Consider the following 25466-nt stretch of genomic DNA (forward strand, 5'->3'; position numbering starts at 1 on the left):
TGTCCCAACATCACTTTGCGGCATCAAGGTGACCGAAGCCAACCTGACCCGAAAAGTGCAAATTATCATTAATTGCGAACGACGGCTAATTTCGCCGCTGCCACCGACCGCGCTCGTCGGCCTGCCAATAGGTGACATCAAATCCTCGCGCCTTGCAATCCGTCCAGGCGCTTCGGGCCAAAGCCAGCGCGTCCGGATCGTCGCCGTTGAACAGCAGCACCATGCGCTCGTAGCTCTGGCAGTCCTGCGGCATTGTGGCGTTGTCGATCAGGAAGCGCACCTCGGCGCCGTTCGGATTGTCCTCCTCGACCGCCAGCACGATCGGCTGCTCGGCGGCATCGTTCACGCGCCATGTCGCGTGCGGCAGGAAGGAATCGTCGCGGTAGGTCCATAGATGCGCATCGAGCGCGTCGGCACGCTCGGGCGAGGTCGACTGCACCACGACGCGCCAGCCGCGCTCCAGCGATTTCTCCAGAAGCGGCGGCAAGACGTTCTCCACCGTCATGTTTTGCAGATGATAGAACAGCACTTCAGTCATTTTGGGTCATTTGCGCTCGTAATGATCTGCCACCAGACGGTCCAAGAGCCGCACGCCATAGCCGCTTCCCCAGCTCTGGTTGATGTCGGTCTTCGGCGCGCCCATCGCGGTGCCGGCGATGTCGAGATGCGCCCAGGGCGTGCCGTCGACGAAACGCTGGAGGAACTGCGCCGCGGTGATCGAGCCGCCATGGCGGCCGCCGGTGTTCTTCATGTCGGCGAATTGTGAATCGATCAGCTTGTCGTATTCGGGGCCGAGCGGCATGCGCCAGACCTTCTCGCCGCTCTCGAGTCCGGCTGTCAGCAGGCGTTCGGCAAGCTCGTCATTGTTGGAGAACATGCCGGCATAGTCGGTGCCGAGCGCCACCAGGATCGCGCCGGTCAACGTCGCCAGGTCCACCATGAATTTCGGCTTGGTTTTCTTGGCGACGTACCAGAGCACATCGGCAAGCACCAGGCGGCCTTCCGCGTCGGTGTTGATTATCTCGATGGTCTGGCCCGACATCGAGGTGACGATGTCACCCGGACGCTGCGCTTTGCCGTCGGGCATGTTCTCGACCAGGCCGATGGCGCCGACGACGTTGACCTTGGCCTTGCGCGCCGCGAGCGCGTGCATCAGGCCGACGACACAGGCAGCTCCCCCCATGTCGCCCTTCATGTCCTCCATGCTGCCGGCCGGCTTGATCGAAATGCCGCCGGTGTCGAAACAGACGCCCTTGCCGACGAAGGCAACCGGCGCCTCGCCCTTCTTAGCCCCGTCCCAGCGCATGATCACGGTGCGGCTCGGCCGCGCCGAGCCCTGGCCGACGCCGAGTAGCGCGCCCATGCCGAGCTTGTCCATCGCCTTGACGTCGAGCACCTCGACCTTGACGCCGAGCTTGCGGAGCTGGCTGGCGCGGCGCGCGAATTCTTCGGGGTACAGCACGTTCGGCGGCTCGTTGACGAGGTCACGCGCAATGATCACGCCGTCCACGACCGCACCGGCCGAGGCAAACGCCTTCTTCGCCGCGGCGACGTCGCCGACCGCAAACGAGACGTCGGCGCGAGAGCCCTCCTCCTCGCCGTCCTTCTTCTTGGTCTTGTAGCGGTCGAACTTGTAGGCGCGCAGCCGCAGGCCCGAGGCGATCGCGACCGCCTGCTCGCTTGCCAAAGCGCCATCGGGCAGTTCCGCCATGATCGTCATGACAGCGGACCCGGCGCCAAGCTTGCCCGCCGCCACGCCACCGAATTTGAGGAAGTCGTTCGCCTTCAGGCTTGCGGCCTTGCTGGCGCCAATCACGATCAGACGGGTGGCCTTCACCCCTTCCGGCGCCAGGATGTCCAGGACGGCGCCGCTTTTGCCTTTGAAGGCGGCGGCGGTGGCTGCCCGCTTCACGAGTTCGTTGGCACCGCCGAGCGCCTTGGCCGTCGCAGGGCCGACCTTCAGATTGTCGTCGCAGAACACGACCATGATGCCACGGGGGGCGGCAGACAACGGGACAAAGCCGACCTTAATGGCATCGGACATGGGGTAACTCCTCAAAAACATGGGGCTTTTACCGTTCGGCAGGTCAGCCCAAGGGCCGGGACCTCAACGGCGATTCAGCAGACTTTGCGCACTATGGGCCAGCGGGCTGGCAGATGCCAAGCACCCCCCGTGGCCGCCAGGCAACAGCGAGCGAAATATTAACCATATATTGAGGGTGCCATGGGCCAGCCATTTTGTTGACGGATCAAAGGGATGGTAGTGAGAAAGTAAGCCGGCGGACGAGATGGCTGCGCGACCCTGGGGATCCCTTTCGGGATGGGTCGGGCAGCCGGAAATTCCCGTGACTGCATTGGGGTTTTGGTGGGGATCGTGCTGTAGCGCATGGGGTCGATTGACAGGTATATCTTCCGCACCACGCTGGCGTCGTTTGCGCTGGTCCTGGTCAGCCTCACCGGCGTGATCTGGATTACGCAGGCGTTGCGCGGCATTGACCTGATGACGAGCCAGGGTCAGACCATCCTCACGTTCCTCGGCATCACCAGCCTCGTCATCCCGGCGCTGGTCCTGATCATCTCGCCGATCGCGCTGATGATCGCGATCTCGCACACGCTGAACAAGCTGGCGACCGATTCCGAGATCATCGTGATGAATGCCGCCGGCTTTTCGCCGTTCCGGCTGTTCTATCCGTTCTTCTACGCCACCTGCGTGGTGGCGCTGCTGGTCGCCTTCATCGCCGCCTATCTCGCCCCCGACGGCATGCGGCGGATCAAGCAGTGGGACGCCGAGATCACCGCCGACGTTCTCACCAACATCCTGCAGCCGGGCCGCTTCGCCCAGCTCGACAAGAACCTGACGATCCGGATCCGCGAGCGCCAGCCCGGTGGCATCCTCGCCGGCATATTCATCGACGATCGCCGCGATCCGAACGAGCGCGTCTCCATTGTCGCCGAGCATGGCGAGGTCGTGAAGAACGACAACGGATCGTTCCTGGTACTGAAGGACGGCAATCTCCAGCGATTCGAGGTCGGCAAGCGCGATCCTGCGCTGGTTGCGTTCGGCCGCTACGGCTTCGACATGTCGAAATTCTCGGGCCAGGGCCACGATGTCACCCTCGGCATCCGCGAGCGCTATCTCTGGGAACTGTTCGCACCGCCCGAGGACGACCCGGTCTACAAAGCGGTCCCCGGCCAGTTCCGTTCCGAATTGCATGATCGCATCATGGCGCCGCTCTATCCGTTCGCCTTTGCGGCGCTGACCTTCGCCTTCCTCGGCGCGCCGCGCACCACGCGCCAGAGCCGCAATTTCTCGATCGGCGGCTCGGTGATCGCGGTGTTCGGCCTGCGCATGGCGGGCTTCGCCTGCTCGGTAATGGCCGTGAAATCGCCGTTCGCGGCACTCGTCCAATACGCGATGCTGGCGACCGCGATCGGCGCCGGCATCTGGCTGATCGTCGGCGGCATCGTGGTCGAACCACCCGCCCGTCTCATGGAGGCCATCAACAGGTCGAACGCGCGCATCGCGCGGCTGTTCGGACGGCCGGCCACTGCATGAGCATGCTCACCAACACACTCGGGCGCTATTTCGCCGGCCGCTTCGTCGTCGCCGCGCTCGGCGTTTTCGCCAGCATTTTCCTGCTGCTGGTGCTGGTCGATTACATCGAGATGGTGCGCAAAACGTCCGGCCTCGCGTCGGCCTCCGCGATCATGGTGGCCGAGACCTCGCTGTTCCGCGTGCCACAACTGCTGGAGAAGCTGACGCCGTTCTGCATGCTGATCGGCGCCATGACCTGCTATCTCGCCCTCTCCCGCCGGCTCGAGCTCGTGGTCGCGCGTGCCGCCGGCATCTCCGCGTGGCAGTTCATCTCGCCCGCGCTCGGCAGCGCGCTCCTGATCGGGGTGATCGCCACCATCGCCTACAATCCGATGTCGGCGAATTTGCGCGAGCTGTCCAAGCGCATGGAGGCCGAGCTGTTCGGCTCGGCTCCCGGCGGCGGCATTCAGGACGCCTCGGGCTTCTGGCTCAATCAGGTCACCGATGACGGCCAAGTCATCATCAACGCCGCGCGCAGCGAGCAGCAGGGCGTCCGGCTGACCGGGCTGACCTTGTTCCGATTCGATACGGATTGGCATTTCAAGGAGCGGATCGAGGCACGCGAGGCGGCGCTGGAGGACGGCCATTGGCTGTTCAGGACCGTGCGGCGCTTCACACTGGACTCGCCGCCGGTCGACCAGGCGCGGCTGGAGATTCCGACGACGTTGACCGAGGCACAGGTCCGCAACAGCTTTTCCACACCCGAAACTGTGTCCTTTTGGCAACTACCGAACTACATCCGCTCCTCCGAGAGCTCGGGCTTCGCGACAGCCGGATATCGACTCCAGTATCACAAGCTTCTGGCGCAGCCGTTTTTGCTCGCAGCGATGGTGATGCTGGCGGCATCCGTGTCGTTGCGCTTCTTCCGGATGGGCGGCGTACAGAAGATGGTTTTGAGTGGCGTGGGCGCAGGCTTTCTGCTCTACGTTCTGTCGAAAGTGACTGAAGACTTGAGCAAGGCTGAGTTGATGCATCCGATCGCTGCGGCGTGGTTGCCCGCGGTGGTGGGCGGCCTCACCGGCTTTTTGGCCTTGCTGTATCAGGAGGACGGATAGTGACGGCCGTCCGCCAAGGATCCGTGTCTCGTTTGACGCGGCGCATCGTGGTGCGCGCGAACGGGTGCGGCTTGTCCATCCGCAGGCTCCTGCTTGCTCTCGCCGCCGCGGCATCGCTCGGCGGTCTGGTCGGCGTTGCCGCCGTGACGCCGGCCGGCGCGCAGAGCTTCACCTACAATCCGCTGCCGCCGCGTCCGAAGCCGCCGAAGGTCGCCAACGACAACCAGATGCTGGTGCAGGCGACCGAGGTCGACTACGACTACAACAACTCGCGCGTCTCCGCGGTCGGTAACGTCCAGCTGTTCTACAACGGCACCAGCGTCGAGGCCGACAGGGTCATCTACGACCAAAAGACCAAGCGCCTGCATGCCGAAGGCAACATCCGCATGACGGATGCCGACGGCAAGATCACCTATGCCGAGATCATGGATCTCTCCGACGACTACCGCGACGGTTTCGTCGATTCGCTGCGCGTGGACACCGCCGACCAGACCCGCATGGCCGCGAGCCGCGCCGACCGTTCCAGCGGCAACTACACGGTGTTCGAGAATGGCGTCTACACGGCCTGCGCGCCGTGCAGGGACGATCCGAAGAAGCCGCCGCTGTGGCAGGTCAAGGGTGCGCGCATCATCCACGACCAGCAGGAAAAGATGCTGTACTTCGAGACCGCCCAGCTCGAATTCTTCGGCGTGCCGCTGGCCTATATGCCCTACTTCTCGACGCCCGACCCGACCGTGAAGCGCAAGACCGGTTTCCTGATGCCGGGCTTCAGCTCGTACTCGGCGTTCGGTTACGGCCTCGAAGTCCCGTTCTACTGGGCGATCGCGCCCGATATGGACGCGACCTTCAGCCCGCGTGTCACAACCAAGCAGGGTGTGCTGCTGCAGGCCGAGTTCCGCCAGCGCCTGATGGACGGCGCCTATCAGATCCGCCTCTACGGCATCGACCAGCTTGACCCCAGCAAGTTCGCCGGCCTGCCGGGCGACCGCCAGTTCCGGGGCGGTGTCGAAACCAAGGGCCAGTTCGCACTCAACGACAAATGGGTCTGGGGCTGGGACGGCGTCCTGCTCTCCGACTATTATTTCATGTCGGACTACCGCTTGTCGGCCTACCGCGATCCGCTCGGATCGTTCCTGAGCCTGCCGACGGATGCGTTGTCGCAGCTTTATCTGACCGGCGTCGGCAATCGCAGCTTCTTCGACGCGCGCACGATGTATTGGCTGAGCTTCTCGGGCAACCAGAGCCAGGTGCCGGTCGTCTACCCCATGATCGACTATTCGAACGTCCTCAACTATCCGGTGTTCGGCGGCGAGTTCAGCTACAAGACCAATTTCGTGAACCTGTCGCGTGACAGCGCGGCGTTCGATCCGACCACGACGCTCGCCAACACCAACAGCCTTTGCACGACGGCGTCGGCCGACCCGCTTGCGCGCACGCCCTCGCAGTGCCTGCTGCGCGGCTTCCCCGGCACCTACACCCGCCTGAGCGCGGAAGCGCAGTGGCGCAAGTCCTTCACCGATCCGTTCGGCGAGATATGGACGCCGTTCGCGATTCTGCGCGCCGACGCCATCAACTCCTCGGTCTCCAACCAGCCGGGCGTGTCGAACTACCTGCCCGTCGGCGACACCCAGGCGTTCCGCCTGATGCCGACCGTTGGTCTCGAATACCGCTATCCCTTCATCAACGTTCAGCCCTGGGGCTCGACTACCATCGAGCCGATCGCGCAGATCATCATCCGGCCGAACGAGACCTATGCCGGCAAGCTTCCGAACGAGGATGCGCAGAGCATGGTGTTCGACACCTCGAACCTGTTCAGCGTCGACAAGTTCTCCGGTTACGACCGGGTCGAGGGCGGCGGCCGCGCCAATGTCGGCGTGCAGGCCACCACGCAGTTCGACAGGGGCGGCGCCGTCAAGGTGCTGTTCGGCCAGTCCTACCAGCTGTTCGGCATGAACTCCTATGCGGTCCAGGACTCCATCAATACCGGTCTTGATACCGGCCTGGACAAGCCGCGTTCCGACTACGTCGCGGGCGCCAGCTATTCGCCCAACAGCACCTATACGTTCAGCGTCCGCTCCCGCATGGACGAGCAGACCTTGAACGTTCAGCGCTTCGAGGCGGAAGGCCGCGCCAACTTCAATCGCTGGTCGGTCAGTATGATGTACGGCAATTACGCGGCGCAGCCGGAGCTCGGCTATCTGACACGCCGTGCGGGCATCCTGACCAGCGGGTCGCTGAAGGTCGCGACCAATTGGGTGGTCACGGGGTCAGCGCGCTGGGACCTCGAGGCCAACAAGATCAACCAATATGTGCTCGGCGCCGGCTATGTCGACGATTGCTTCGTGCTGGCGGCGAACTATGTAACTTCGTATACCTATTCCGCGGGCGCGACACCGCCCGTCTTGAGCCACGCGTTCATGTTCCAGATCGGGCTACGAACGCTGGCGACGACGTCGGCGAGCAGCAGTTCCGCCAGCGGTATCCAGTGAACGGTTTGAAGTGACGGCCGCGTGTTCCCGATCGCAGGTTCATCGCGGCTGACATGCGAGCGACAACCATGACGAATCCATTACCTGTCCTGCGCCTCCTCCTCGTCTTCGCTGCCTTGATTCTGATCGGCGCGCCGGCGCGGGCGCAGAACATCGTCGTCATGGTCAACGGCGATCCCATCACCGATTTCGACATCGATCAGCGCTCTAAGCTCGACCAGTTGACGACGCAGAAGACTCCGAGCCGGCAGGACGTCATCAACGAGCTGATCAACGACAAGATCAAGATCAAGGAAGGCAAGAAATACGGCGTCGATCCTGGTGTCGCCGATATCGACCAATCCTACGCCGGAATGGCGCAGCGCCTGCGCCTGACGCCGGAGCAGCTCACCAAGTCACTCGAGAGCAAGGGCCTCCGCCCCGATACCCTGAAAAGCCGCATGAAGTCCGAGATGGTTTGGACCAGCCTCGTGCGCGGCCGCTACAAGGAACGCCTCCAGGTCGGCGAGCGTGACGTCGCCGCGGCTGTGGAGGCCGAGACCGGACAGAAGCTCCAAGTCGAAGGCACCGAATACAGGATGCAGCCGATCGTGCTGATCATGCCGCGCGGATCGTCCCCGGCCTTCCTGGAGACGCGCCAGAAGGAGGCCGAGACCTATCGCTCGCGCATTGCCAGCTGCGAGGAAGCCAATTCGCTGTTCCGCTCGACGCCGAACGCCACCATCCGCGAAGCCGTCACCAAGACCAGCGCGGAGCTGCCCGACGCCCTGCGTAAGGTGCTGGACGACACCCCGATCGGCCATCTGACCGCGCCCGAGGTGACCAAGGCGGGTATCGAAATGGTCGTGCTCTGTTCGCGCAAGCCGACCATGATCGACACGCCGAAGAAGCGCGAGGTGCGCGAGAAGATGTACACCGAGAAATACGAGAAGACGCAAAAGGCCTATCTCGACGAGATCCGCAAGGCGGCGATGATCGAATATCGCAACCGCTGATGGCCAAGCCCTTCGCAGAGTCTTCCGTAGAGCCTTCCGCAAAGCCCCTCGCCCTGACCCTGGGAGAGCCCGCCGGCATCGGCCCGGACATCACGATCGCAGCCTGGCTCAGGCGCCGCGAATTGAACCTGCCCGCCTTCTATCTGCTCGGCGATAAGCGCACGATCGCGCGGCGCGCCAAGGCGCTCGGCGCCGGCATCAGCATTGCCGAGGTGAGCGCGCACGAGGCTGCGGCCGCCTTCGCCGACGCCCTGCCCGTGGTTGCGACCGGCGAGACCGCGACGGCCGAACCCGGCAAGCCCGACGCCTCGAGCGCGCCGGCCGCGCTCGCCTCGATCCGCCAGGCGGTCGCCGATGTCCGTGACGGGCGCGCGGGCGCCGTCGTCACCAATCCGATCGCCAAGAGCGTGCTCTATCGCGCAGGCTTCCGCCATCCCGGCCACACCGAATTCCTCGCCGAGCTTGCCGCGCAAGACGGCCGTGCGCCTCAGCCGGTGATGATGCTGTGGTCGCCGCGACTCGCCGTGGTGCCGGTGACCATCCACGTCTCGTTGCGTGAGGCGCTGAGCCAGCTCACGACCGATCTGATCGTCTCGACCGTGCGCATCGTCGCCACCGAGCTGAAATCCCGCTTCGGCATCGCCCGGCCGCGGATCGCGATCTCCGGCCTCAATCCGCATGCCGGCGAAGACGGCTCGCTCGGACACGAGGAGCTGACCATAATCGCGCCAGCGCTCAAGGCACTGCGCAACGACGGCATCGAGGCCAGGGGACCTTTGCCGGCCGATACGATGTTCCACGAAGCCGCGCGAAACACCTATGACTGCGCGGTCTGCATGTATCACGATCAGGCCCTGATCCCGATCAAGACGGTCGCCTTCGACGACGCGGTCAACGTCACGCTCGGCCTGCCCTTCATCCGCACCTCGCCCGACCACGGCACCGCGTTCGACATCGCAGGCAGCGGCAAGGCGAGCCCCGCCAGCCTGATCGCGGCGCTCCAGCTTGCGAGCCGCATGGCGGCGACTACAAGCTGATGAGCGCGATCGACGACCTCCCGCCGCTTCGCGAGGTCATTCGCCAGCACGCGTTGTCGGCCCGCAAATCGCTGGGCCAGAACTTCCTGCTCGATCTCAATCTTACCGCGCGCATCGCGCGCGCGGCGGCGCCCCTGGACGAGTCCACCATCGTCGAGATCGGCCCCGGCCCGGGCGGGCTGACGCGCGCCCTGCTCGCGCTCGGCGCCAGGCGCGTCATCGCGATCGAGCATGACGAACGCGCGATCCCCCCCTTGCAGGATATTTCCGCACGCTATCCCGGCCGGCTCGAAATCGTGCATGGCGATGCCATGACCTTCGACCCGCGCCCGCTGCTCGATGGCGGCAAGGCCAAGATCGTCGCCAACCTGCCCTACAACATCGCGACCCAGCTCCTGATCGGCTGGCTCACGGCCGAGCCCTGGCCGCCCTGGTACGAGATGATGGTCTTGATGTTTCAGCGCGAGGTCGCCGAGCGCATCGTGGCGCGCGAGACCGACGAGGCCTACGGCCGTCTCGGCGTGCTCGCCAACTGGCGCGCCGAGACGAAAATCCTGTTCGACATCGCGCCGTCCGCCTTCGTGCCGCCGCCGAAAGTCACCTCCTCCGTGGTGCGCCTGGTGCCGCGTGCAAACCCGCTTGCCTGCGATCGCCGGCTGCTCGAACAGGTCGCGGCCGCCGCCTTCGGCCAACGCCGCAAGATGCTGCGGCAGAGCCTGAAATCGCTTCAAGCGGATCCGGCGCGACTTGCGGCGGCGGCCGGCGTCGATGCGACGCGGCGCGCGGAGACCATCCCCATCTCCGGCTTTGTTGCCATGGCGCGTGAATTGGCGGATATACGAAGCGAAGAAGCATGATCCGGAAAAGTGTGAAGCGGTTTTCCGAAAGAGATCATGCTCAAACAATGAGCTAAAGCGCATAGCGCTTTAGAGGAACTTTCGGAGGAAGAAATATGGCGTTGATGCGTCGCCAGTCCCTGGTCAAGTTCGATGCGCCGCTGTGCGAGACCATCATCGACACGCCCAAGCCGCAGGGTGCGGAAGTACTGGTGCGCATCGAGCGCTGCGGCCTCTGCCATTCCGACCTGCATATCCAGGACGGCTATGCCGATCTCGGCGGCGGCAAGAAGCTCGACACCACGCGCGGCATGATGCTGCCCTTCACGCTCGGCCACGAGATCGCGGGCGTCGTCGACGAAGTCGGCCCCGATGTGCCACATAGCCTCGTCGGCGCCAAGAAAGCGGTGTTTCCCTGGATCGGCTGCGGTCAGTGCCGTGACTGCAAGAATGGCGACGAGAATCTCTGCGCCAAGCAGCGTTTCCTCGGCGTTTCCATCGACGGCGGTTTCGCCAGCCACGTGCTGGTGCCCGATGCGAAATATCTGCTCGACTACAATCCCTTGCCCGTCAACCAGGCCGCGACCTTGATGTGCTCCGGCGTGACGGCTTACGGCGCGCTCAAGCGTCTGGTCGATCGTCCGCGCCAGCGCAACCTGCTACTGATCGGCCTCGGCGGCGTCGGCATGATGGGCCTGTCGTTCGCACAAGCCATGTTCAAGCAGCCGATCGCGGTCGCCGATCTGAGCCCGGCCGCGCGCGACACCGCCCTGAAGAACGGCGCAGCCAGTGCCTACGACCCGGCCGAGCCCGACGTGATCAAGCGCATTCTCAAGGAGACCGACGGCGGTTTTGACGAGATCGTCGATTTCGCCGGTAACGAGAAGTCGATGGCGTTTGCGGTCGCGGTCGCCGCGCGCGGCGGCAAGATCGTGGTGTCCGGCCTGATGGGCGGCCAGTTCACGCTGCCGATGGTGCAATGGGTCTACAAGCGCATGACCATCGAAGGCTTCATGGTCGGCACGCTCACCGAGGCTCAAGAGCTGATGGCACTCGCCCGCGCCGGCAAGATCAAGCCGACGCCGATGCGCGAAGAGCCGATGGGCGACGTCCAGAAATGGATCGACGAGCTGCGCGCCGGCAAGGTGGTCGGCCGCATCGTGCTGAAGAACTGAGGAGCAGGAAAATCAAGACAGGCCTGGCGGAGGGCCTTGCTACATTTGGTCGATCGCCTCCATCGGCATCGGGATGGAAAGCCTCTCGCCTAAGGCGGCCTCAGTTACGCCGGAGATCGCTGAACGCGTACGTGCCGGCGCTGTTGAAAGCTGTGAATCCTCAAGAATGTCCTCGTGGCTCGCCACGTGGTGCACTCGTTATTGGTCTTGCCCAAGAAACTCGATCAGTCCGGCGGCAAAGGCGTGCGGGTTCTCCTCGGCGATCCAGTGCCCGGCGCCGGCGACCGCAAGCACCGTTGTCGCGCTGGCGACTTCCTCGATCATCCCTCGCACCAACGGCGCGGTGGGACTGGTCTCTCCAACCGCGGTAAGAACCGGAATCGCCAGCTTTCCGTTGGCCGCAATGAAGCCGCGGTTATCTTTGGTATCCTGATCGAACGCCCGATAAAGTTCGAACGCCGCGCGCATCGCGCCGGGCATCGTGTATGCCGTGAGATAAGCCTGAAAGTCGGCATCGGTAATGGCGGCCGGATTGGACATCCGGAAATTGAAAAACCACTGCAGGTATTCGCGCTCTTTGCCCGAAACCAGAAATTCGGGAAGATCCCGGACGTTGTGAAACGAGAACTGCCAGTTCCGCGGGTTGGCACGTAACTGATCGAAGATGGCCGTTCCCGGCAGCGGCGCGTCGACGGCGACCAGATGAGTGACGTCGTCGCGATAGGACTGGGTATAGGCATACGCCACCATGAGACCGAAATCGTGCCCTACCAGCGCGACCGGCTCCGCAAGCTGGAGATGTTCATGGAGCAGCCTATGGATGTCGCTCGCCATGGTGCGCTTGTCGTAGCCGGAAAGCGGCTTCGAAGAATGGCCGGCGCCGCGATAGTCGGGAGCTACAACCCGAAAGCCTGCAGCGACAAGTTGCGGCATCGTGTGGCGCCAGGCCCACCAGGTCTGGGGAAAGCCGTGCAGCAGGACAACGGTGCGAGGCCCGCTGCCGGCGACGACATAATGAAGGCTGACGCCCGGTTCTATGTCGACGGTTGCGTGCTCTAGCGGCGACGCCTCGATCTGTTCGCCGCCCGCTTTGGTTCGAACAAGCAATTGTTCCATGGTATCTCGCCTTTGATCATCTGCTTTCGGGCGCCTGCTGCCACTCGAACTCCGTGAGAGCCGGGTTAGAACATGCCGTTGGTGTTCGCGGACGTCTCGGTGAGCGGCTGGCGGACATCCCAGTGCTCGACGATCTTGCCGTGCTCCAGACGAAAAATATCGACGATCGCCAAGCCCAGTTCGTCGGGCGTGCGCCTGGCATGAACGTGGAGGATCACAAAATCGCCATCGGCGAAGACGCGCTTGATCTCGCCGCGAAGCTCAGGAAATTGCGCCTTGAGATCCTGCAGGAACGACCGGAAACCATCGATGCCGTCCTTGATCATGGGATTGTGCTGAATGTATTGCGGCCCGAAATGTACCACCGCTTCATCGAAATCGGACCGGTTCAATGCGGTTTCGTAAAATGCCAGCACCGTTCGCTTATTGCTCTCGCGGCTGTCCTCCGCAGCTTGGCCCGGCACCGCGCCGGCAGCGGCCGGCGTTGCTCCGATGGTTCGTCGATCGATCACCATGTTTGATTTCTCCTGCTGAATGCCAACGCGGCATCTTTGTCGCTTCAAGTGGGATCAAGCGGTTTCGATTGGCTGCTTCAGATCGCTCGCAGCAGAAGCGGCGACCACAGCTGGGGCTTTGGAGTCGGTCCGGGCGGCGCTCGGCAAGCTCCACGACAGGATTGCCGCTATCGCCGATAACGCTGCGGTCCATAGCAGGACTGAGGAATAGCCGGCGCCCATGGCCTTTGCAGTCGCGAGATTTCCGAAGCCGCTGAACACAGCGACCGCGGCCGCCGCGCCGCACGCCCACCCCAACTGTCTCATCGTGTTGTAGACGCCCGACGCCTTGCCCATGTCAGCGGGACTGGCGGCGCCGAGCACTGCGCTCTGCACCGCAGGCATCGCCATCGAGATTCCGACCCCGGCCAGGACGAGCGGCGCGACCCAGGCGCTGTAGGGATAAGCTCCGCTCGAGAGCAGCGACATCCACACCAGCGCGGCGCTTTGCAGAATGAGGCCCGCCATCGCCGGGGCCCTTTCGCCGAGGCGGCCCGCCGCAATGCCGCCAAGCGGCGCGACGGCAAACAGCGATACGGTCCAGGGCATCATTCGCCAACCGGCACCCGAGGCACTCGCCTGTTCGGCGATCTCGAAATACTGCGCCATGAAAATCAGAGTGCCCATCATGCTCATGAACATCAGCAGGCACACCGCATTGCCGGCCCGGAATTGGCCCGATCCAAGCAACCGGTTCGGCACCAGCGCGTGGGGAGCGTTGCGCTGCGAGGCGAAGAACGAAAGGCCCGCCGTCGCTCCGATTGCGAACGCCGCTACCACCGCCGGGCTCGACCAGCCGGACGCGTTGCCATGCGACAGGCCCCAGACCAGCGCCGTCATCGCCGCCGTCAGCAGCCCGACGCCGCGCCAATCGATCTGAGAGGTGATGCGGTCGGCGTTATCGATGCGCCATCTCGCCAGAAGCGCGGTCGCGGCGCAGAGCGGCACATTGATCCAGAACACCCAGCGCCAACCGAGGCTATCGACCAGGAGGCCGCCGATCACGGGCCCGGACAGCACGGCAAGGCCGGTAAGACTGCTGAACAGTCCCATCGCGCGCGGCCGCTGAGCCGGTGTCACAGCCGTCCCGAGCAGCGTCATGGCTACTGGTACGAGCAACGCGGACGCGGCGCCCTGCAAGGTGCGCGCAGCGATCAGCCAGCCGATCGATGGTGCTGCCGCGCAGCCGACCGACGCGAGGGCGAACAGTCCGAGCGCGCAAACGAACATGGACCGGCGCCCGAAACGGTCGCCCAGCGCAGCGCCGGCCATCAGCAGCGCCGCGAAGCTTAAACTGTAGGCCGTCATCGTCCAATGCAGAGTGGACAATGGCGCCGTCAGGCTGAGACGGATCGCATCCAGCGCGGTCGTGACCACCATGCCGTCCATGACGGCGATGAATGATGCGCCCGCGGTCAGCGCGAGCACCCAGCGCTGCTTGGCAGTGAAGCTATCGGTCGTCATGGCGTTCCCCGTTATTACGGACCAATTAGTCCATATTGAAGCAAAAAATTTTTATTCCAGCGCCTTGAGGATGATGGGCAGGGTTTTCTTTCGCCAATCCGCCGAGAGATTAGCTCGCGCGAGCATCTGCAGGCCGTAACCGTTCGCCACCAGAAACGTCGCGAGCGCGCGCGCATCGCCGTCTGCGGCAAATTCGCCCGCCGCCTGCCCGCGTGCAATGGCGTCGCGAAAAGCCTCCTCGAGCAGTTCGACACCGCGGCGAACCCGCATCCTCACGAGTTGGTCGTGCGCCGCCAGTTCAACCGCGCAAACCTGAAGGAAGCAAGTCTTCGAGACCGGCTGAAAGCCAAGAATCTTGTCAAAGTGCCGCACGATCGCCGCGCGCGGAGATCCGCGCCGCAGATCTTCGATGTTGGCCTGCAGCACGGTCTCGATGTAGCGGTCGAGCGCCGCCAGCAGCATGTCATGCTTGCTGCCGAACGCGCCGTAAAAGCTGCTCTTGCTCAGCCCCACCTCGCCAAGCATTCCGTCCAACGAAGTTGCCTCATAGCCGTCGCGCCAAAATAACCCAAGCGCGCCGTCCAGCACCTGCTCGTAGTCGAATTCCCTTAGCCGCGCCATTTTTATGGACCAGTTGGTCCGAAATCTATTAGAGGTCCGGATGGCGGGAGTCAAGCTCCTGCCGGCAACTGGTCAGCGGTATTGCGAATTTGACCGTCGAGGATGGTGACTGCCTGGGACGCCAAGGCAACTCGGAACATCGCCCGCAGATATCGAGCTCTTGCTGTCGGCCAGTGCGGACCGTCCCGCTCGCGAAGACGCTGACGCGGCGTGGCAGTGACGCCACATCGCTCTCTGCACCGCAACGTTGGACAAATTTTCTGGCGCCTTCTCCCGCGACCTGCTGGTCAACGCCAGCGGCTATCAGGCCACCTTCCAGTTCAGCGCCGTCATTCCCTACGTCACGGCGCTCGCATCCTTCCTGGCGCGCTTCAATGGCGGAACCCAAAAAGCCTTATTTCGCGGCGGAACGAATGCGCTGCAGGCCCGATTCAGGCCACATCCTCTCCGGATTTGCGGCTCATTGCCACCCAACTCTTTGACGAGAAAGGGCAAGTAACGAGTAGCGTCATGCGTCACCGGGAGACCAGGATGGGCAACCGAACCGCGAAGTTCATATCGACACTTATCGCCAGCATCGTTGCTGGCGCGCCGCTGGCCGCCGTGTCGCAGAACGCGCCGAGCGCATCGAGCGCTGCAAACGCCGCGAGCGACTGCCTCGCTTCGCCGAAGGGCACCGCGCCGCAGGGGCAGCATTGGCACTATCGCCTCGATCGCAGCACCAAGCGGCAATGCTGGTACCTGCGCGCCGAAAGCGGCAAGGACACCGATAAAGCCACCGCACAGATCGCGCAAAACTCGACGGAAACACCCGACGCGAATAATTCAGCAGCGACGCAGCCGCATGCAATGCAGAACGCGCGCGCCGAATATTTGGCGCCGCAGAGCGCACCGAGCGCGCCCGCTCAGGCCGCGGTGATCGCACCGTCGGCTGCGCCTCCAGCTCCGAGCGCCAATGACAGCAATGCGCAACAGCCTGCCGTCGCTGCGCGTTGGCCGGACGCCTCCGCCTCGCCCGCGTCGCAACCGGTGGCCCCACCCGCAACGGCCGCTGCCCAGCCGAGCGCGAAGCCGGCAAAATCCGCTGCTCCGGTGGCGCCCGCCGCGGGCGATGCGTCCGCCGACAAGCCGACCGGCTCGCTCCAGACGCTCCTGCTCGTCGTCGGCGGCGCGCTGGCGCTCGCAGGCCTGCTCGCCAGCGTCGTCTACCGCTTCGCCGGCGGACGCGTCCGCGTCCAGGCGGGTGACCGCCGCGTGAACTGGAACGATTGGGAGCCGCAGGATCAGCGCGGCAGCCGCGCACCCTGGCTCAATGCGACACCGCGCGCGCAGCAGCTGCGTCCGGTGGATTTCGACGCCGTGCGTCCCCAACCACGTCCCCAGGCTGCAACACTCGCAGCGTTCGCCGACGAGATCGGTATGGTCGTGGCGGCGCACCAACCGTCCGCCCGTCCCTCCTCCCCTGCCAAAGCAGCAGAACCAGACGAGGCCGAGATCGAGTCATTCGACGGGGCGTTCGAAATCGAGGCATCGGCGCCTCAGCTTGCGGCCAACGATCCCCATGACGAAGAGCCGGCCGATCACGCTGAAAATTCGCGCGATGAGGATGCGGTCGATATCGACGTCGTCACGACGATGCTGGAACGGCTGGCGAAGCAAGGGCCGCGGCTGTCGCGGCCTACGCCTGAAGCTGGCTTTGCAGACTTCGCACGAAGCCCACGAGGCCAGTCCGCCGCTCGCGCTTGAGGCGCTCGGCCTTCAGGATCGACTGCACCTCGGCGAAGGCTTCGTCGACGTCATGGTTGATGACGATGTAGTCGTACTCGGCCCAGTGACTCATCTCATGGCTGGCGCGGCTCATGCGGTTGCGGATCACCTCATCGGAATCCTGCGCACGCGAATGCAGACGCTTCTCGAGATCGCTCGCTGACGGCGGCAGGATGAACACGCTGACGACATCGGCGCGCGCCTTCTCGCGCAACTGCTGCGTGCCCTGCCAGTCGATGTCGAACAGGACGTCCTGCCCCGCCGACAGCGCGGCCTCGACCGGAGCGCGCGGCGTGCCGTAACGGTTATCGAACACGGTCGCCCATTCCAGCAGCTGGTCGCCCGTGATCATCTGCTCGAACCGCGCCTTGTCGACGAACAGATAGTCCTTGCCATCGACCTCGCCGGGCCGCATCGCCCGCGTTGTCGCCGAGACCGACATTCTCAAGCCGGGCATGCGTTCGATGAGGAGACGCGACAGCGTCGTCTTGCCCGCGCCGGACGGCGAGGACAGCACGAACATCAGCCCGCGCCGCTCGACACCGTCAGTACCATGCCCCGTCGTCATCGATCACTCCAGGTTCTGGACCTGCTCGCGGAACTGCTCCACCACGTTCTTCATGGCGAGCCCCGTATTGGTCAGCTCGATGTCGTTCGACTTCGAGCAGCAGGTGTTGACCTCGCGGTGAAATTCCTGCGCCAGGAAGTCGAGCTTGCGCCCGACCGGGCCGCCCTTGCCGATCAGCTCGCGCGCCTGGGCGATATGGGAGGCGATCCGATCGAGTTCCTCGCGGATGTCGGCCCTAGTCGCGATCAGGATTGCTTCCTGCATCAGGCGATCGGAATCGAAACGGTCCGACGTATCGAGCAATGTCGCGATCTGCTCGGCGAGCCTGGCCTTGATCACCTCCGGCTTGCGCCCGGGCGCGGCCTCGGCCTTTTTCGCCAGTTGCTCGACCTCGTCGACCCGCTGGGTCAGGATTTGCCCGAGCGAAGTGCCCTCGCGCCTGCGCATCTCGACGAGTTCGGCGAGCGCCTTGTCGAAGGCCTCCGCTGCGGCGAGGCGCGCGGCCTTGTCCTCCTCCTCGTCGCCCTCGGGCTCGGCCACCTCGATCACGCCCTTGATGGCGAGCAGGCCGTCGACGCTCGGCGCCACCGCATCGACCTTGCCGGCGATCGCCGAGGCGGCCTTCAGGACGGCGTTGAGCACGTCCTCGTTGACGCGGACCGAGGCGGCCGCATTGGTGCGCTTGACGGTAAGATTGGCATAGACGGTGCCGCGCGACAGCACCTCGCCGGCGCGCTTCTTGGCGAGGGCCTCGAGCTCGTCGAACCCCTGCGGCAGCCGCACCCGCAGGTCAAAGCCCTTGGCGTTGACCGACTTCAATTCCCATTCGAACGTATACGGCCCGCTAGCGCCGTGGCTTCGGGCAAAGCCGGTCATGGACGACAGCGCCATCGGGTCAGTTTCTCCGGACAAATGAGATTCGCGAGGCCATCAGGCACGCGAATCTTAAGACTTTTTGCAGGAAAGTGGAATCCGCTAGAGACCGCGTGTCAGAGCGGCCGCTAGCGTTGGACCACCGGCGGCGAAGGCTGCACCGCGCCCTGCCGGGCAGGAGGCGGACCAGCCGGACGGGGCGCCGGCGGCTTTTTCTGCTGATTGGGCCGCGCCGGCGTGGTCGCGGTCGGCGTATCGGCGGCGGGCGCAGCTGCGGCGGGGGGCTGCGCATCGTCGGCCGGCTCGACCGTGTCGTTCTGGATCTGCTTCTCCATCGCGCGCAGCTTGGCGACGTTCTTCTGGTGCGCGTCGTAGGTCTCGGTGAAGGCGTGCCCGCCGGTACCGTCGGCGACGAAATAGAGATCGCGGGTGCGGGCCGGATTGGCGGTCGCCTCCAGCGAGGCGCGGCCGGGATTGGAGATCGGACCCGGCGGCAATCCTTCGATCACATAGGTGTTGTAGGGCGAGGGCTGCGTGATCTCGCTCCGCTTGATCGGGCGGCTGAGCGTGCCCTTACCGCCGACGATGCCGTAGATGATCGTGGGATCGGACTGCAGCTTGATCCTCTGCTTCAGGCGATTGACGAACACGGCGGCGACACGGCTGCGCTCATCCGGCTTGCCGGTCTCCTTCTCGACGATCGAGGCCAGCGTCACCAGTTGCTCGGGAGTCTTGACCGGAATGTCCTGGCTGCGACGCTCCCAGATCTCGGCCAGCACGCGCTTATGCGCCTGCTGCATGCGCAGGACCACCTGCTCGCGCGGGGTCCCGCGCGGGAACTTGTAGGTCTCCGGCAGCAGCGTGCCCTCGCGCGGCAGCTCGCGCACGCTGCCGGTGAAGATGTCGTTGTCGGAAAGGCGCACCATGATCTGCTCGGAGGTGAGGCCTTCCGGAATCGTGACGGCATGCTGCACCACCTTGCCCTCGACGATTGTGGCGATGACGTCGCGTAGAGATGCGTTCTTCTGGAACGAATATTCGCCGGGCTTTAGGTCCGAACTCGCCTTCAGCGCCGCCACGCTGGCGATGAACACCCACGGATTGACGTCGGTCACGCCTTCCCGGTTCAGGGTTTCGGCGATGTCGCGCTTGCCCGCGCGCTGGGGAATGTTGACGATCTTGTCTTCCTTGAGCGGGCCTGCGGCCTCAAGCACCTGCCGGCCGTAATAATACACGCCGCCCGCACCGATCATGGCGATCAGCAGCAGTGTGATGATCGCGTTGCCGACGATCACGAAGGGATTGCGCGCCCGGTCCGATCGCTTTGGCGGCGGCGGGACCTGCTCGGGCTCGAGCGCTGCCCGCGGACTCCGGGGCGAAATGGGCGGCCTTTCACTCATCGAAGCAACCTGAATCCTGCCGGTTCAAATGCGGCCCGACAATCGTTTGTCCAGCCAAATGCACGCGCCCACATGTATGACTATCGCCGAATGCGGCAAATCGGTGGATTCGGTTCAAACGCAAGCTAACTGGCCAAGCGGCGGAAGATCACCGACGCGTTGGTACCGCCAAAACCAAAAGAATTCGACAATACGACATTGACCTCACGCTTCTTCGCCGTGTGCGGTACGAGATCGATCGCAGTTTCGACCGAGGGATTGTCCAGATTGATAGTCGGCGGGACGACATTATCGCGAATCGCGAGGATGGCGAAGATCGCCTCGATCGCACCGGCCGCGCCAAGAAGATGACCGGTCGAGGACTTGGTCGAGGACATCGCGACCCTGGAGGCGGCATTGCCCAGCAGCCGCTCGACCGCACCGAGCTCGATCTCGTCACCGAGCTGCGTCGAGGTGCCATGCGCGTTGATGTAGTCGAGATCGGACGGCGAGAGGCCGGCGCGCTTCAGCGCGGCCACCATGCTGCGGAAGCCGCCGTCGCCGTCGGGCGAAGGCGAGGTAATGTGATAGGCATCGCCGGACAGGCCGTAGCCGATCACCTCGGCATAGATCTTCGCGCCACGACGCCGGGCATGCTCGAGTTCTTCCAGGACCAGGACGCCGGCGCCCTCGCCCATCACGAAGCCATCGCGCTCCTTGTCGTAGGGACGCGAGGCCTTCTCGGGCGTTTCGTTGAAGCCGGTCGACAGCGCGCGCGCGGCGTTGAAGCCGGCAATACCGATGCGGCCGATTGGCGATTCCGCGCCGCCGGCGACCATGACGTCGGCATCGCCCAGCGCAATCAGGCGGGCGGCGTCGCCGATCGCATGCGCGCCGGTCGAACAGGCCGTGACCACCGAATGGTTCGGCCCTTTCAGCCCATGTTTGATCGAGACATAGCCGGAGGCGAGATTGATCAGGCGGCCCGGAATGAAGAAAGGCGACACCCGGCGCGGCCCGCGTTCCTTCAACAGGACCGCAGTGTCGGCGATGCCGTTGAGACCGCCGATGCCGGAACCGATCATGGTACCGGTCGCGCATTTGTCCTCTTCGGTCTCGGGATGCCAGTTGGCATCGTCAAGCGCCTGGCCCGCAGCGGCCATGCCGAAAATGATGAAGTCGTCGACCTTGCGCTGGTCCTTCGCCTCCATCCAGAGATCGGGATTGAAGCTGTCATTCGAACCGTCGCCGCGCACCACGGTGCAGGCGATCCTGGTCTGAAGATCGGAGACGTCGAAGCTCTCGATCTTGCGTGCCCCGCTTTCACCGTTGAGGATGCGCTTCCAGGTCGGCTCGACGCCACAGCCGAGTGGCGACACCATGCCGAGGCCCGTGACGACAACCCGCCTCATATCCGAAAACTCCGCTTCGAAAGATTCACGGCCGATAACAAGAAACCGGCTGACCGCCGGTAGGCGGCCCGTCCGGTTTCAATGTTGTCCCCGCGAAATTAAAGAGCTTAGCTCTTTGCGTTCTTCTCGAGAAACTTCGTGGCGTCGCCGACGGTGAGAATCGTTTCCGCGGCGTCGTCCGGAATCTCGCAACCGAATTCCTCTTCGAACGCCATCACCAGTTCGACGGTGTCCAGACTGTCGGCGCCGAGGTCGTCGATGAAGCTCGCAGCGTCGACAACCTTCTCGGGTTCAACACCAAGGTGTTCGACCACGATCTTCTTAACCCGTTCGCCAATGTCACTCATTGCTTTAACCTCGTGTTGTTCCCTGTAGACCCGACCCCCCGGGACGATACGAGCCGTCGTGGTCGTTTATTGCCTTCGCTTACGAACTTGATTGACCCCATCCTAACCGACGCGGGGCCCGGCGAACGACGGCCAAGGCTCCGCATCGCCAATATACAGGGTTTCAAAAACCTGCAATGGCGTTCTTTGCCCATCCGTTGAAGGTCCGGTTATCATACTTCAATTGCCTTGACTACAAGCCTCATTTTCCTTCGGAAAACGCCATTCCGCACCGCCCGCTCTCCGGGGCCGAACGAGGCCCTCAGATCATGGCCATGCCGCCATTGACGTGGATTGTCTGGCCGGTGACGTAGGCTGCTTCGTTCGAACTCAGGTAAACGGCAGCCGCCGCGATGTCCTCGGGAGTGCCGAGTCGGGCCGCCGGAACCTTGGTCAGTATAGTTTCGCGCTGCTTGTCGTTGAGCGCATCCGTCATCGGCGTCTTGATGAAGCCGGGCGCGATGCAGTTCGCGGTGACGCCGCGCTTGGCGTATTCGGCGCCGAGCGTCTTGATCATGCCGATCAAGCCAGCCTTCGACGCAGTGTAGTTGCCCTGCCCCGGATTGCCGGTGACACCGACCACCGAGGTAATGGCGATGATGCGGCCGAAGCGCTTGCGCATCATCAGTTTGGTGGCGGCGCGTGCCAGGCGGAAGGTCGACGTCAGGTTGACGTTGATGACCTCCTCCCAGTCCTCGTCGCGGAGCTGGACGAACAGATTATCGCGCGTGATGCCGGCATTGGCCACGAGGATGTCGACTTGCCCCATCGCAGCTTCGGCGGCAGGCACCAGCGCCTCGACCTCGTCGGCCTTGGAGAGATTGCATGGCAAAACGTGGGTGCGCTCGCCGAGCTTGCCTGCAAGCTCATCCAGCACTTCTTTTCGCGTTCCCGAAACGGCAATCGTAGCGCCCTGCGCGTGCAGCGCCTGCGCAATCGCGCCGCCGATGCCGCCGGTCGCGCCAGTGACGAGCGCCTTCCTGCCAGTCAGATCGAACATCGATAACTCCTTCAAAGCACGATCCGGAAAAGTGTGCAGCGGATTTCCGGAAAGATCGTGCGCAAACTCTTAGGCCAGCTTCGCAGCGGCCAATGCATCCTTGGCGGCGGCGATGTCGTTCGGCCCGCCGACGGCGACACCGACAGCTCCGTCGGCGATGCGCTTGACCAGTCCGGTCAGCACCTTGCCCGCGCCGATCTCGAAGAAACGGGTGACGCCCTGCCCTGCCATATAGGCAACCGACTCGCGCCAGCGCACCGTGCCGGTGACCTGCTCGACCAGGCGGCGGCGGATCTCGTCGGGATCGGTGATGGCGCTCGCCAGCACGTTTGATACCAGCGGCGCCGCCGGCGCCCTGATCGCGACCTTGGACAGCGCCTCCGCCATGGCGTCCGCAGCGGGCTGCATCAGTTTGCAATGGAACGGCGCGGACACCGGCAGCAACATCGCCCGCTTGGCGCCCTTGGCCTTGGCGAGCTCGACGGCGCGATCGACCGCCGCCTTGTCGCCAGAGACCACCACCTGCCCGCCGCCATTGTCATTGGCGGCCTGGCAGACCTGGCCCTGTGCCGCCTCGTTGGCGACCTCCACGGCCGCTTCGTAGTCGAGGCCGAGCAGCGCGGCCATCGCGCCAATACCGACGGGCACGGCCTTCTGCATTGCGAGACCGCGGGTGCGAAGGAGGCGCGCGGTGTCGGAAATGGTCAGGCTGCCAGCCGCAGCCAACGCCGAATATTCACCGAGCGAGTGGCCTGCGACGAAGGCTGCGTCCCGTCCCACGGAAAAACCGGCTTCCGCCTCCAGCACGCGCAGGGTCGCCACGGACACCGCCATCAGCGCCGGCTGGGCGTTTTCGGTAAGCTGGAGGGTTTCGGCCGGACCATCCCAGATGGTCGACGTCAGCTTCTCCCCCAGCGCCGAATCGACCTCGTCGAACACGGCGCGCGCCATTGGGAAGGCATCTGCCAGAGCCTTGCCCATGCCAGTGGCCTGGGAACCCTGCCCCGGAAACGTGAATGCTGCCGTCATCGGCGCTCCCTGGTTGTCGAGCATGATCCCCGCGCGAACCGGCAGCCGACTACGCGCGGCCTGGGCTATGGTTCCGGATCGTGCCTCAAAGGGGGCCGTAGACACTGTCCGGCGCGGCGATGTCAAGCCAAGATGGGGAACCTGGACCAGCATTCAACCGGGACGCGGCCCTCAAAACCCTCCCGCCTTCTGATCTGCACCGACCTCGGCACCCGCCCGCGCACGGCGCGCACTGCTCGCCAATTGTCCCGGCCGGTCGTCGCGGTTCGGCTTTGCGGTCGCGAGCCGCAGCACCGCGGCGTAACCCGGCTGCACCTCCATGCGGCCGGCGTGCCGGCTCCCGCTCAGCAGCCGGTGGACTTTCGGCAGATTGTAGCAGGGTACGTAGAACAGCAGATGATGCTCGAGGTGATAGTTCACGTAGTACGGCGCGATGAACAGGCGCTCGAGAAAATTGGCGCGGGTGGTGCGGGTATTGCGCAGGGGATCGCTGCTGTCGGGGACGACGGCATGTTCGGCGATGTTGCGGATGCGGGTGATGACCATCATCCAGGTCAGAAGCGGCACCAGCCATAGCAGCGGATAGGCCCACCACACACCGGCCGCCGTCAGCGCGGCGAACAGGATGGCGTTGAAGATGCATTGGGGTCCGAGCTTCTCCCAAAAATGCGCGGCACGCTGCCGCCACGGCCAGTCCTTCGGACCAAGTGCGTTGAGCAGTTGCGCCTTGCGCTGCTGGTAGCCGGTCTGCCCGGTAATGTCGCGGATGAACTTGCGGCGGTAGCTCGCCTTCGTGATCGGGAACGGCGCCGACAGCACGAGGTCGGGATCGTCCTCCTGCTGGGTTCGCGCGTGATGCTGCAAATGATAGCGGCGGTAGGCGCGTGTCTCCGCGAAGATCGGATAGGCGCAGAACCACTGGCTCAGCGTCAGGTTGGTCCTCTCGTCCGCCGACAGGCATCCATGCGCGCCGTCGTGCATGAGGATCGCGAGCCCGAGCTGACGCGAGCCGACGATCCCGACCGCGAGCAGATAAGTCAGCGGATTGGGCCACCATGCGACCAGCGCGATCGCGCCGATGATCAAGCCCCAGGCATGGGCGATCAGCGCAAGACCTTTCCACGTGACGCGCTGACGTACGTCGATGAGTTGATCCTCCGTCAGGAAGTCGCGAGCACGCATGCGAAGCGCGGTCATGGCCTAACTCTCCTCATCCGAAGTGGTTGACGGATCGCGGTCGTCGACGAGGCGCAGGCGCGCGGCCTCGCCGGTGGATTTCGCCTGCTCGCCGAGCGCGCGCAGCATCTCGCCGCAGAGTTCGTCGGGCGAGCGGCCCATGGCGTAGCCTTCGAGGATGACGCCGACGGCGATCGCCCAGAATCTACGCGAACTCTCATCGGGCGCACGCAGCGAACGCCAGCCGTGGCGCGCGACCTGGCTCGCATAGGCGCGCGTGCCCTCGGCGTGCAGGCGTTCGATGGTGCGCTCGACCAGTGGCGCCAGATCCTGGCGCCGCCGTGTCAGCGTCAGCGCCTCGGCGAAGAAGGCGATCGAATCGCTCGCCGTTACAGTCTCGGCGAGCGCGTGCGTATACTCCTGCGGCGAACGCGCCTTCAGTGCCGCCTGCTCGGTCGCGCGTGCCAGGTACAGCAGATCGCGGCAGGCGCATTCGACGAACAGCGCCTCCTTGGTGCGGAAATAATAGGTGATCTGGCTCGGGAATGCGTTGGCGGCAGCCGCGATGTCGGCGATCGAGGTGCCGGACACCCCCCGTTCCTTGAACAGAGGGCTCGCCGCGTCCAGCAGCAACGAACGCATCTTGCGGCCTGCCGAGCGCGTCGCCCGCGCCGCATGCTTGGGATCGCCTGCCGTAGCCTCAAATGGCGCCTGGACCGACCTTTTTGCCACCCTAGTCCTCCCTTGATTTATTTGTATGATATACAAACAAATAAATCAAGCCATCTGGTCCGGCGACGACGCCCCCAACCGTGACCATTCGGGCTGAAACCTGGTCCCGCAACCTTGCCAAGCCGGTCAAAAACCGTATAAAGCGCGTCATCCGCAGACCCCGGCCGGGAGCTGAACGGACGGTCTCAGCAAATCATTCGTGATTTT

Annotated in this window: 24 protein-coding genes; 9 read left to right on the plus strand and 15 right to left on the minus strand. The window is 64.2% G+C overall.

Annotated elements, in window-relative coordinates; all coding sequences use genetic code 11:
- Window positions 1-85: 85 nt before the first annotated feature.
- Window positions 86-538 carry a DNA polymerase III subunit chi gene (locus FXV83_RS29055; protein WP_148743028.1) on the minus strand — a complete coding sequence of 151 codons (453 nt, stop codon included), beginning with the start codon at window positions 536-538 and terminating at the stop codon, window positions 86-88.
- Window positions 539-544: 6 nt separating this feature from the next.
- Window positions 545-2044, minus strand: coding sequence for a leucyl aminopeptidase (locus FXV83_RS29060; RefSeq protein WP_148743029.1), 1500 nt, complete (start codon window positions 2042-2044; stop codon window positions 545-547).
- A gap of 342 nt (window positions 2045-2386) precedes the next feature.
- On the opposite strand from FXV83_RS29060, the gene lptF reads away from it, so the two are divergent.
- The 7 genes from lptF (at window position 2387) to FXV83_RS29095 (ending at window position 11182) form a co-directional block, all read left to right on the plus strand.
- Window positions 2387-3556: an LPS export ABC transporter permease LptF gene (gene lptF, locus FXV83_RS29065; protein WP_148743030.1), complete on the plus strand. Its 1170-nt coding sequence runs from the start codon at window positions 2387-2389 to the stop codon at window positions 3554-3556.
- Entirely contained in the window at window positions 3553-4650 is a 1098-nt protein-coding gene (gene lptG / locus FXV83_RS29070; protein WP_148743031.1) for an LPS export ABC transporter permease LptG, read from the plus strand. Before lptF ends, lptG begins: the two co-directional genes overlap by 4 nt.
- Window positions 4650-7139 carry an LPS-assembly protein LptD gene (locus FXV83_RS29075; protein ID WP_187436236.1) on the plus strand — a complete coding sequence of 830 codons (2490 nt, stop codon included), beginning with the start codon at window positions 4650-4652 and terminating at the stop codon, window positions 7137-7139. The genes lptG and FXV83_RS29075 overlap by 1 nt, the downstream gene beginning before the upstream one ends.
- A gap of 68 nt (window positions 7140-7207) precedes the next feature.
- On the plus strand, window positions 7208-8134 hold the full coding sequence (locus FXV83_RS29080) for a peptidylprolyl isomerase family protein (protein WP_187436237.1): 927 nt from the start codon (window positions 7208-7210) through the stop codon (window positions 8132-8134).
- Window positions 8134-9171 (plus strand): 4-hydroxythreonine-4-phosphate dehydrogenase PdxA, encoded by a 1038-nt coding sequence (pdxA, locus tag FXV83_RS29085; protein ID WP_148743034.1) that lies wholly within the window; start codon window positions 8134-8136, stop codon window positions 9169-9171. Before FXV83_RS29080 ends, pdxA begins: the two co-directional genes overlap by 1 nt.
- Entirely contained in the window at window positions 9171-10028 is an 858-nt protein-coding gene (rsmA, locus tag FXV83_RS29090) for a 16S rRNA (adenine(1518)-N(6)/adenine(1519)-N(6))-dimethyltransferase RsmA (RefSeq protein WP_148743035.1), read from the plus strand. The genes pdxA and rsmA overlap by 1 nt, the downstream gene beginning before the upstream one ends.
- A gap of 95 nt (window positions 10029-10123) precedes the next feature.
- Window positions 10124-11182, plus strand: coding sequence for an alcohol dehydrogenase (locus FXV83_RS29095; RefSeq protein ID WP_148743036.1), 1059 nt, complete (start codon window positions 10124-10126; stop codon window positions 11180-11182).
- Between the two features lie 198 nt (window positions 11183-11380).
- On the opposite strand, the gene FXV83_RS29100 is transcribed toward FXV83_RS29095, so the two are convergent.
- From FXV83_RS29100 to FXV83_RS29115, 4 genes are all read right to left on the minus strand, one after another.
- Entirely contained in the window at window positions 11381-12298 is a 918-nt protein-coding gene (locus FXV83_RS29100; RefSeq protein WP_148743037.1) for an alpha/beta fold hydrolase, read from the minus strand.
- Window positions 12299-12363: 65 nt separating this feature from the next.
- A complete protein-coding gene (locus tag FXV83_RS29105) occupies window positions 12364-12813 on the minus strand; it encodes a nuclear transport factor 2 family protein (protein WP_148743038.1) in 450 nt (149 codons plus the stop codon).
- A gap of 54 nt (window positions 12814-12867) precedes the next feature.
- Entirely contained in the window at window positions 12868-14316 is a 1449-nt protein-coding gene (locus FXV83_RS29110) for an MFS transporter (RefSeq protein ID WP_148743039.1), read from the minus strand.
- Between the two features lie 51 nt (window positions 14317-14367).
- Complete coding sequence (locus tag FXV83_RS29115) at window positions 14368-14991, minus strand: TetR/AcrR family transcriptional regulator (RefSeq protein ID WP_148743040.1); 624 nt, start codon at window positions 14989-14991, stop codon at window positions 14368-14370.
- Between the two features lie 193 nt (window positions 14992-15184).
- Here FXV83_RS29115 and FXV83_RS29120 point away from each other — a divergent pair, with 193 nt between their 5' ends.
- A complete protein-coding gene (locus FXV83_RS29120) occupies window positions 15185-15436 on the plus strand; it encodes a hypothetical protein (RefSeq protein WP_148743041.1) in 252 nt (83 codons plus the stop codon).
- Window positions 15437-15468: 32 nt separating this feature from the next.
- Window positions 15469-16683, plus strand: a complete 1215-nt coding sequence (locus tag FXV83_RS29125) for a hypothetical protein (RefSeq protein WP_187436238.1) — start codon at window positions 15469-15471, stop codon at window positions 16681-16683.
- Here the strand turns inward: FXV83_RS29125 and gmk are convergent.
- From gmk to FXV83_RS29170, 9 genes are all read right to left on the minus strand, one after another.
- On the minus strand, window positions 16616-17272 hold the full coding sequence (gene gmk, locus FXV83_RS29130) for a guanylate kinase (protein ID WP_148743043.1): 657 nt from the start codon (window positions 17270-17272) through the stop codon (window positions 16616-16618). The genes FXV83_RS29125 and gmk overlap by 68 nt on opposite strands.
- A 3-nt stretch (window positions 17273-17275) precedes the next feature.
- Window positions 17276-18163, minus strand: a complete 888-nt coding sequence (locus FXV83_RS29135; protein ID WP_148743044.1) for a YicC/YloC family endoribonuclease — start codon at window positions 18161-18163, stop codon at window positions 17276-17278.
- A gap of 110 nt (window positions 18164-18273) precedes the next feature.
- Window positions 18274-19545 (minus strand): endolytic transglycosylase MltG, encoded by a 1272-nt coding sequence (gene mltG, locus FXV83_RS29140; RefSeq protein ID WP_148743045.1) that lies wholly within the window; start codon window positions 19543-19545, stop codon window positions 18274-18276.
- Window positions 19546-19670: 125 nt separating this feature from the next.
- The gene (gene fabF, locus FXV83_RS29145; protein WP_148743046.1) at window positions 19671-20936 is read right to left on the minus strand and encodes a beta-ketoacyl-ACP synthase II; all 1266 of its coding nucleotides are present in this window, start codon (window positions 20934-20936) and stop codon (window positions 19671-19673) included.
- 107 nt (window positions 20937-21043) lie between these two features.
- The gene (locus FXV83_RS29150; RefSeq protein WP_008130699.1) at window positions 21044-21283 is read right to left on the minus strand and encodes an acyl carrier protein; all 240 of its coding nucleotides are present in this window, start codon (window positions 21281-21283) and stop codon (window positions 21044-21046) included.
- A gap of 301 nt (window positions 21284-21584) precedes the next feature.
- Entirely contained in the window at window positions 21585-22322 is a 738-nt protein-coding gene (fabG, locus tag FXV83_RS29155) for a 3-oxoacyl-[acyl-carrier-protein] reductase (protein WP_148743047.1), read from the minus strand.
- A gap of 69 nt (window positions 22323-22391) precedes the next feature.
- The gene (gene fabD / locus FXV83_RS29160) at window positions 22392-23351 is read right to left on the minus strand and encodes an ACP S-malonyltransferase (protein ID WP_148743048.1); all 960 of its coding nucleotides are present in this window, start codon (window positions 23349-23351) and stop codon (window positions 22392-22394) included.
- 171 nt (window positions 23352-23522) lie between these two features.
- Window positions 23523-24548: a fatty acid desaturase family protein gene (locus FXV83_RS29165; protein ID WP_148743049.1), complete on the minus strand. Its 1026-nt coding sequence runs from the start codon at window positions 24546-24548 to the stop codon at window positions 23523-23525.
- 3 nt (window positions 24549-24551) lie between these two features.
- Window positions 24552-25259: a TetR/AcrR family transcriptional regulator C-terminal domain-containing protein gene (locus FXV83_RS29170; RefSeq protein ID WP_148743050.1), complete on the minus strand. Its 708-nt coding sequence runs from the start codon at window positions 25257-25259 to the stop codon at window positions 24552-24554.
- Window positions 25260-25466 lie beyond the last annotated feature (207 nt).

The sequence above is a fragment of the Bradyrhizobium hipponense genome (genome assembly GCF_008123965.1).
Lineage (GTDB): Bacteria > Pseudomonadota > Alphaproteobacteria > Rhizobiales > Xanthobacteraceae > Bradyrhizobium > Bradyrhizobium hipponense.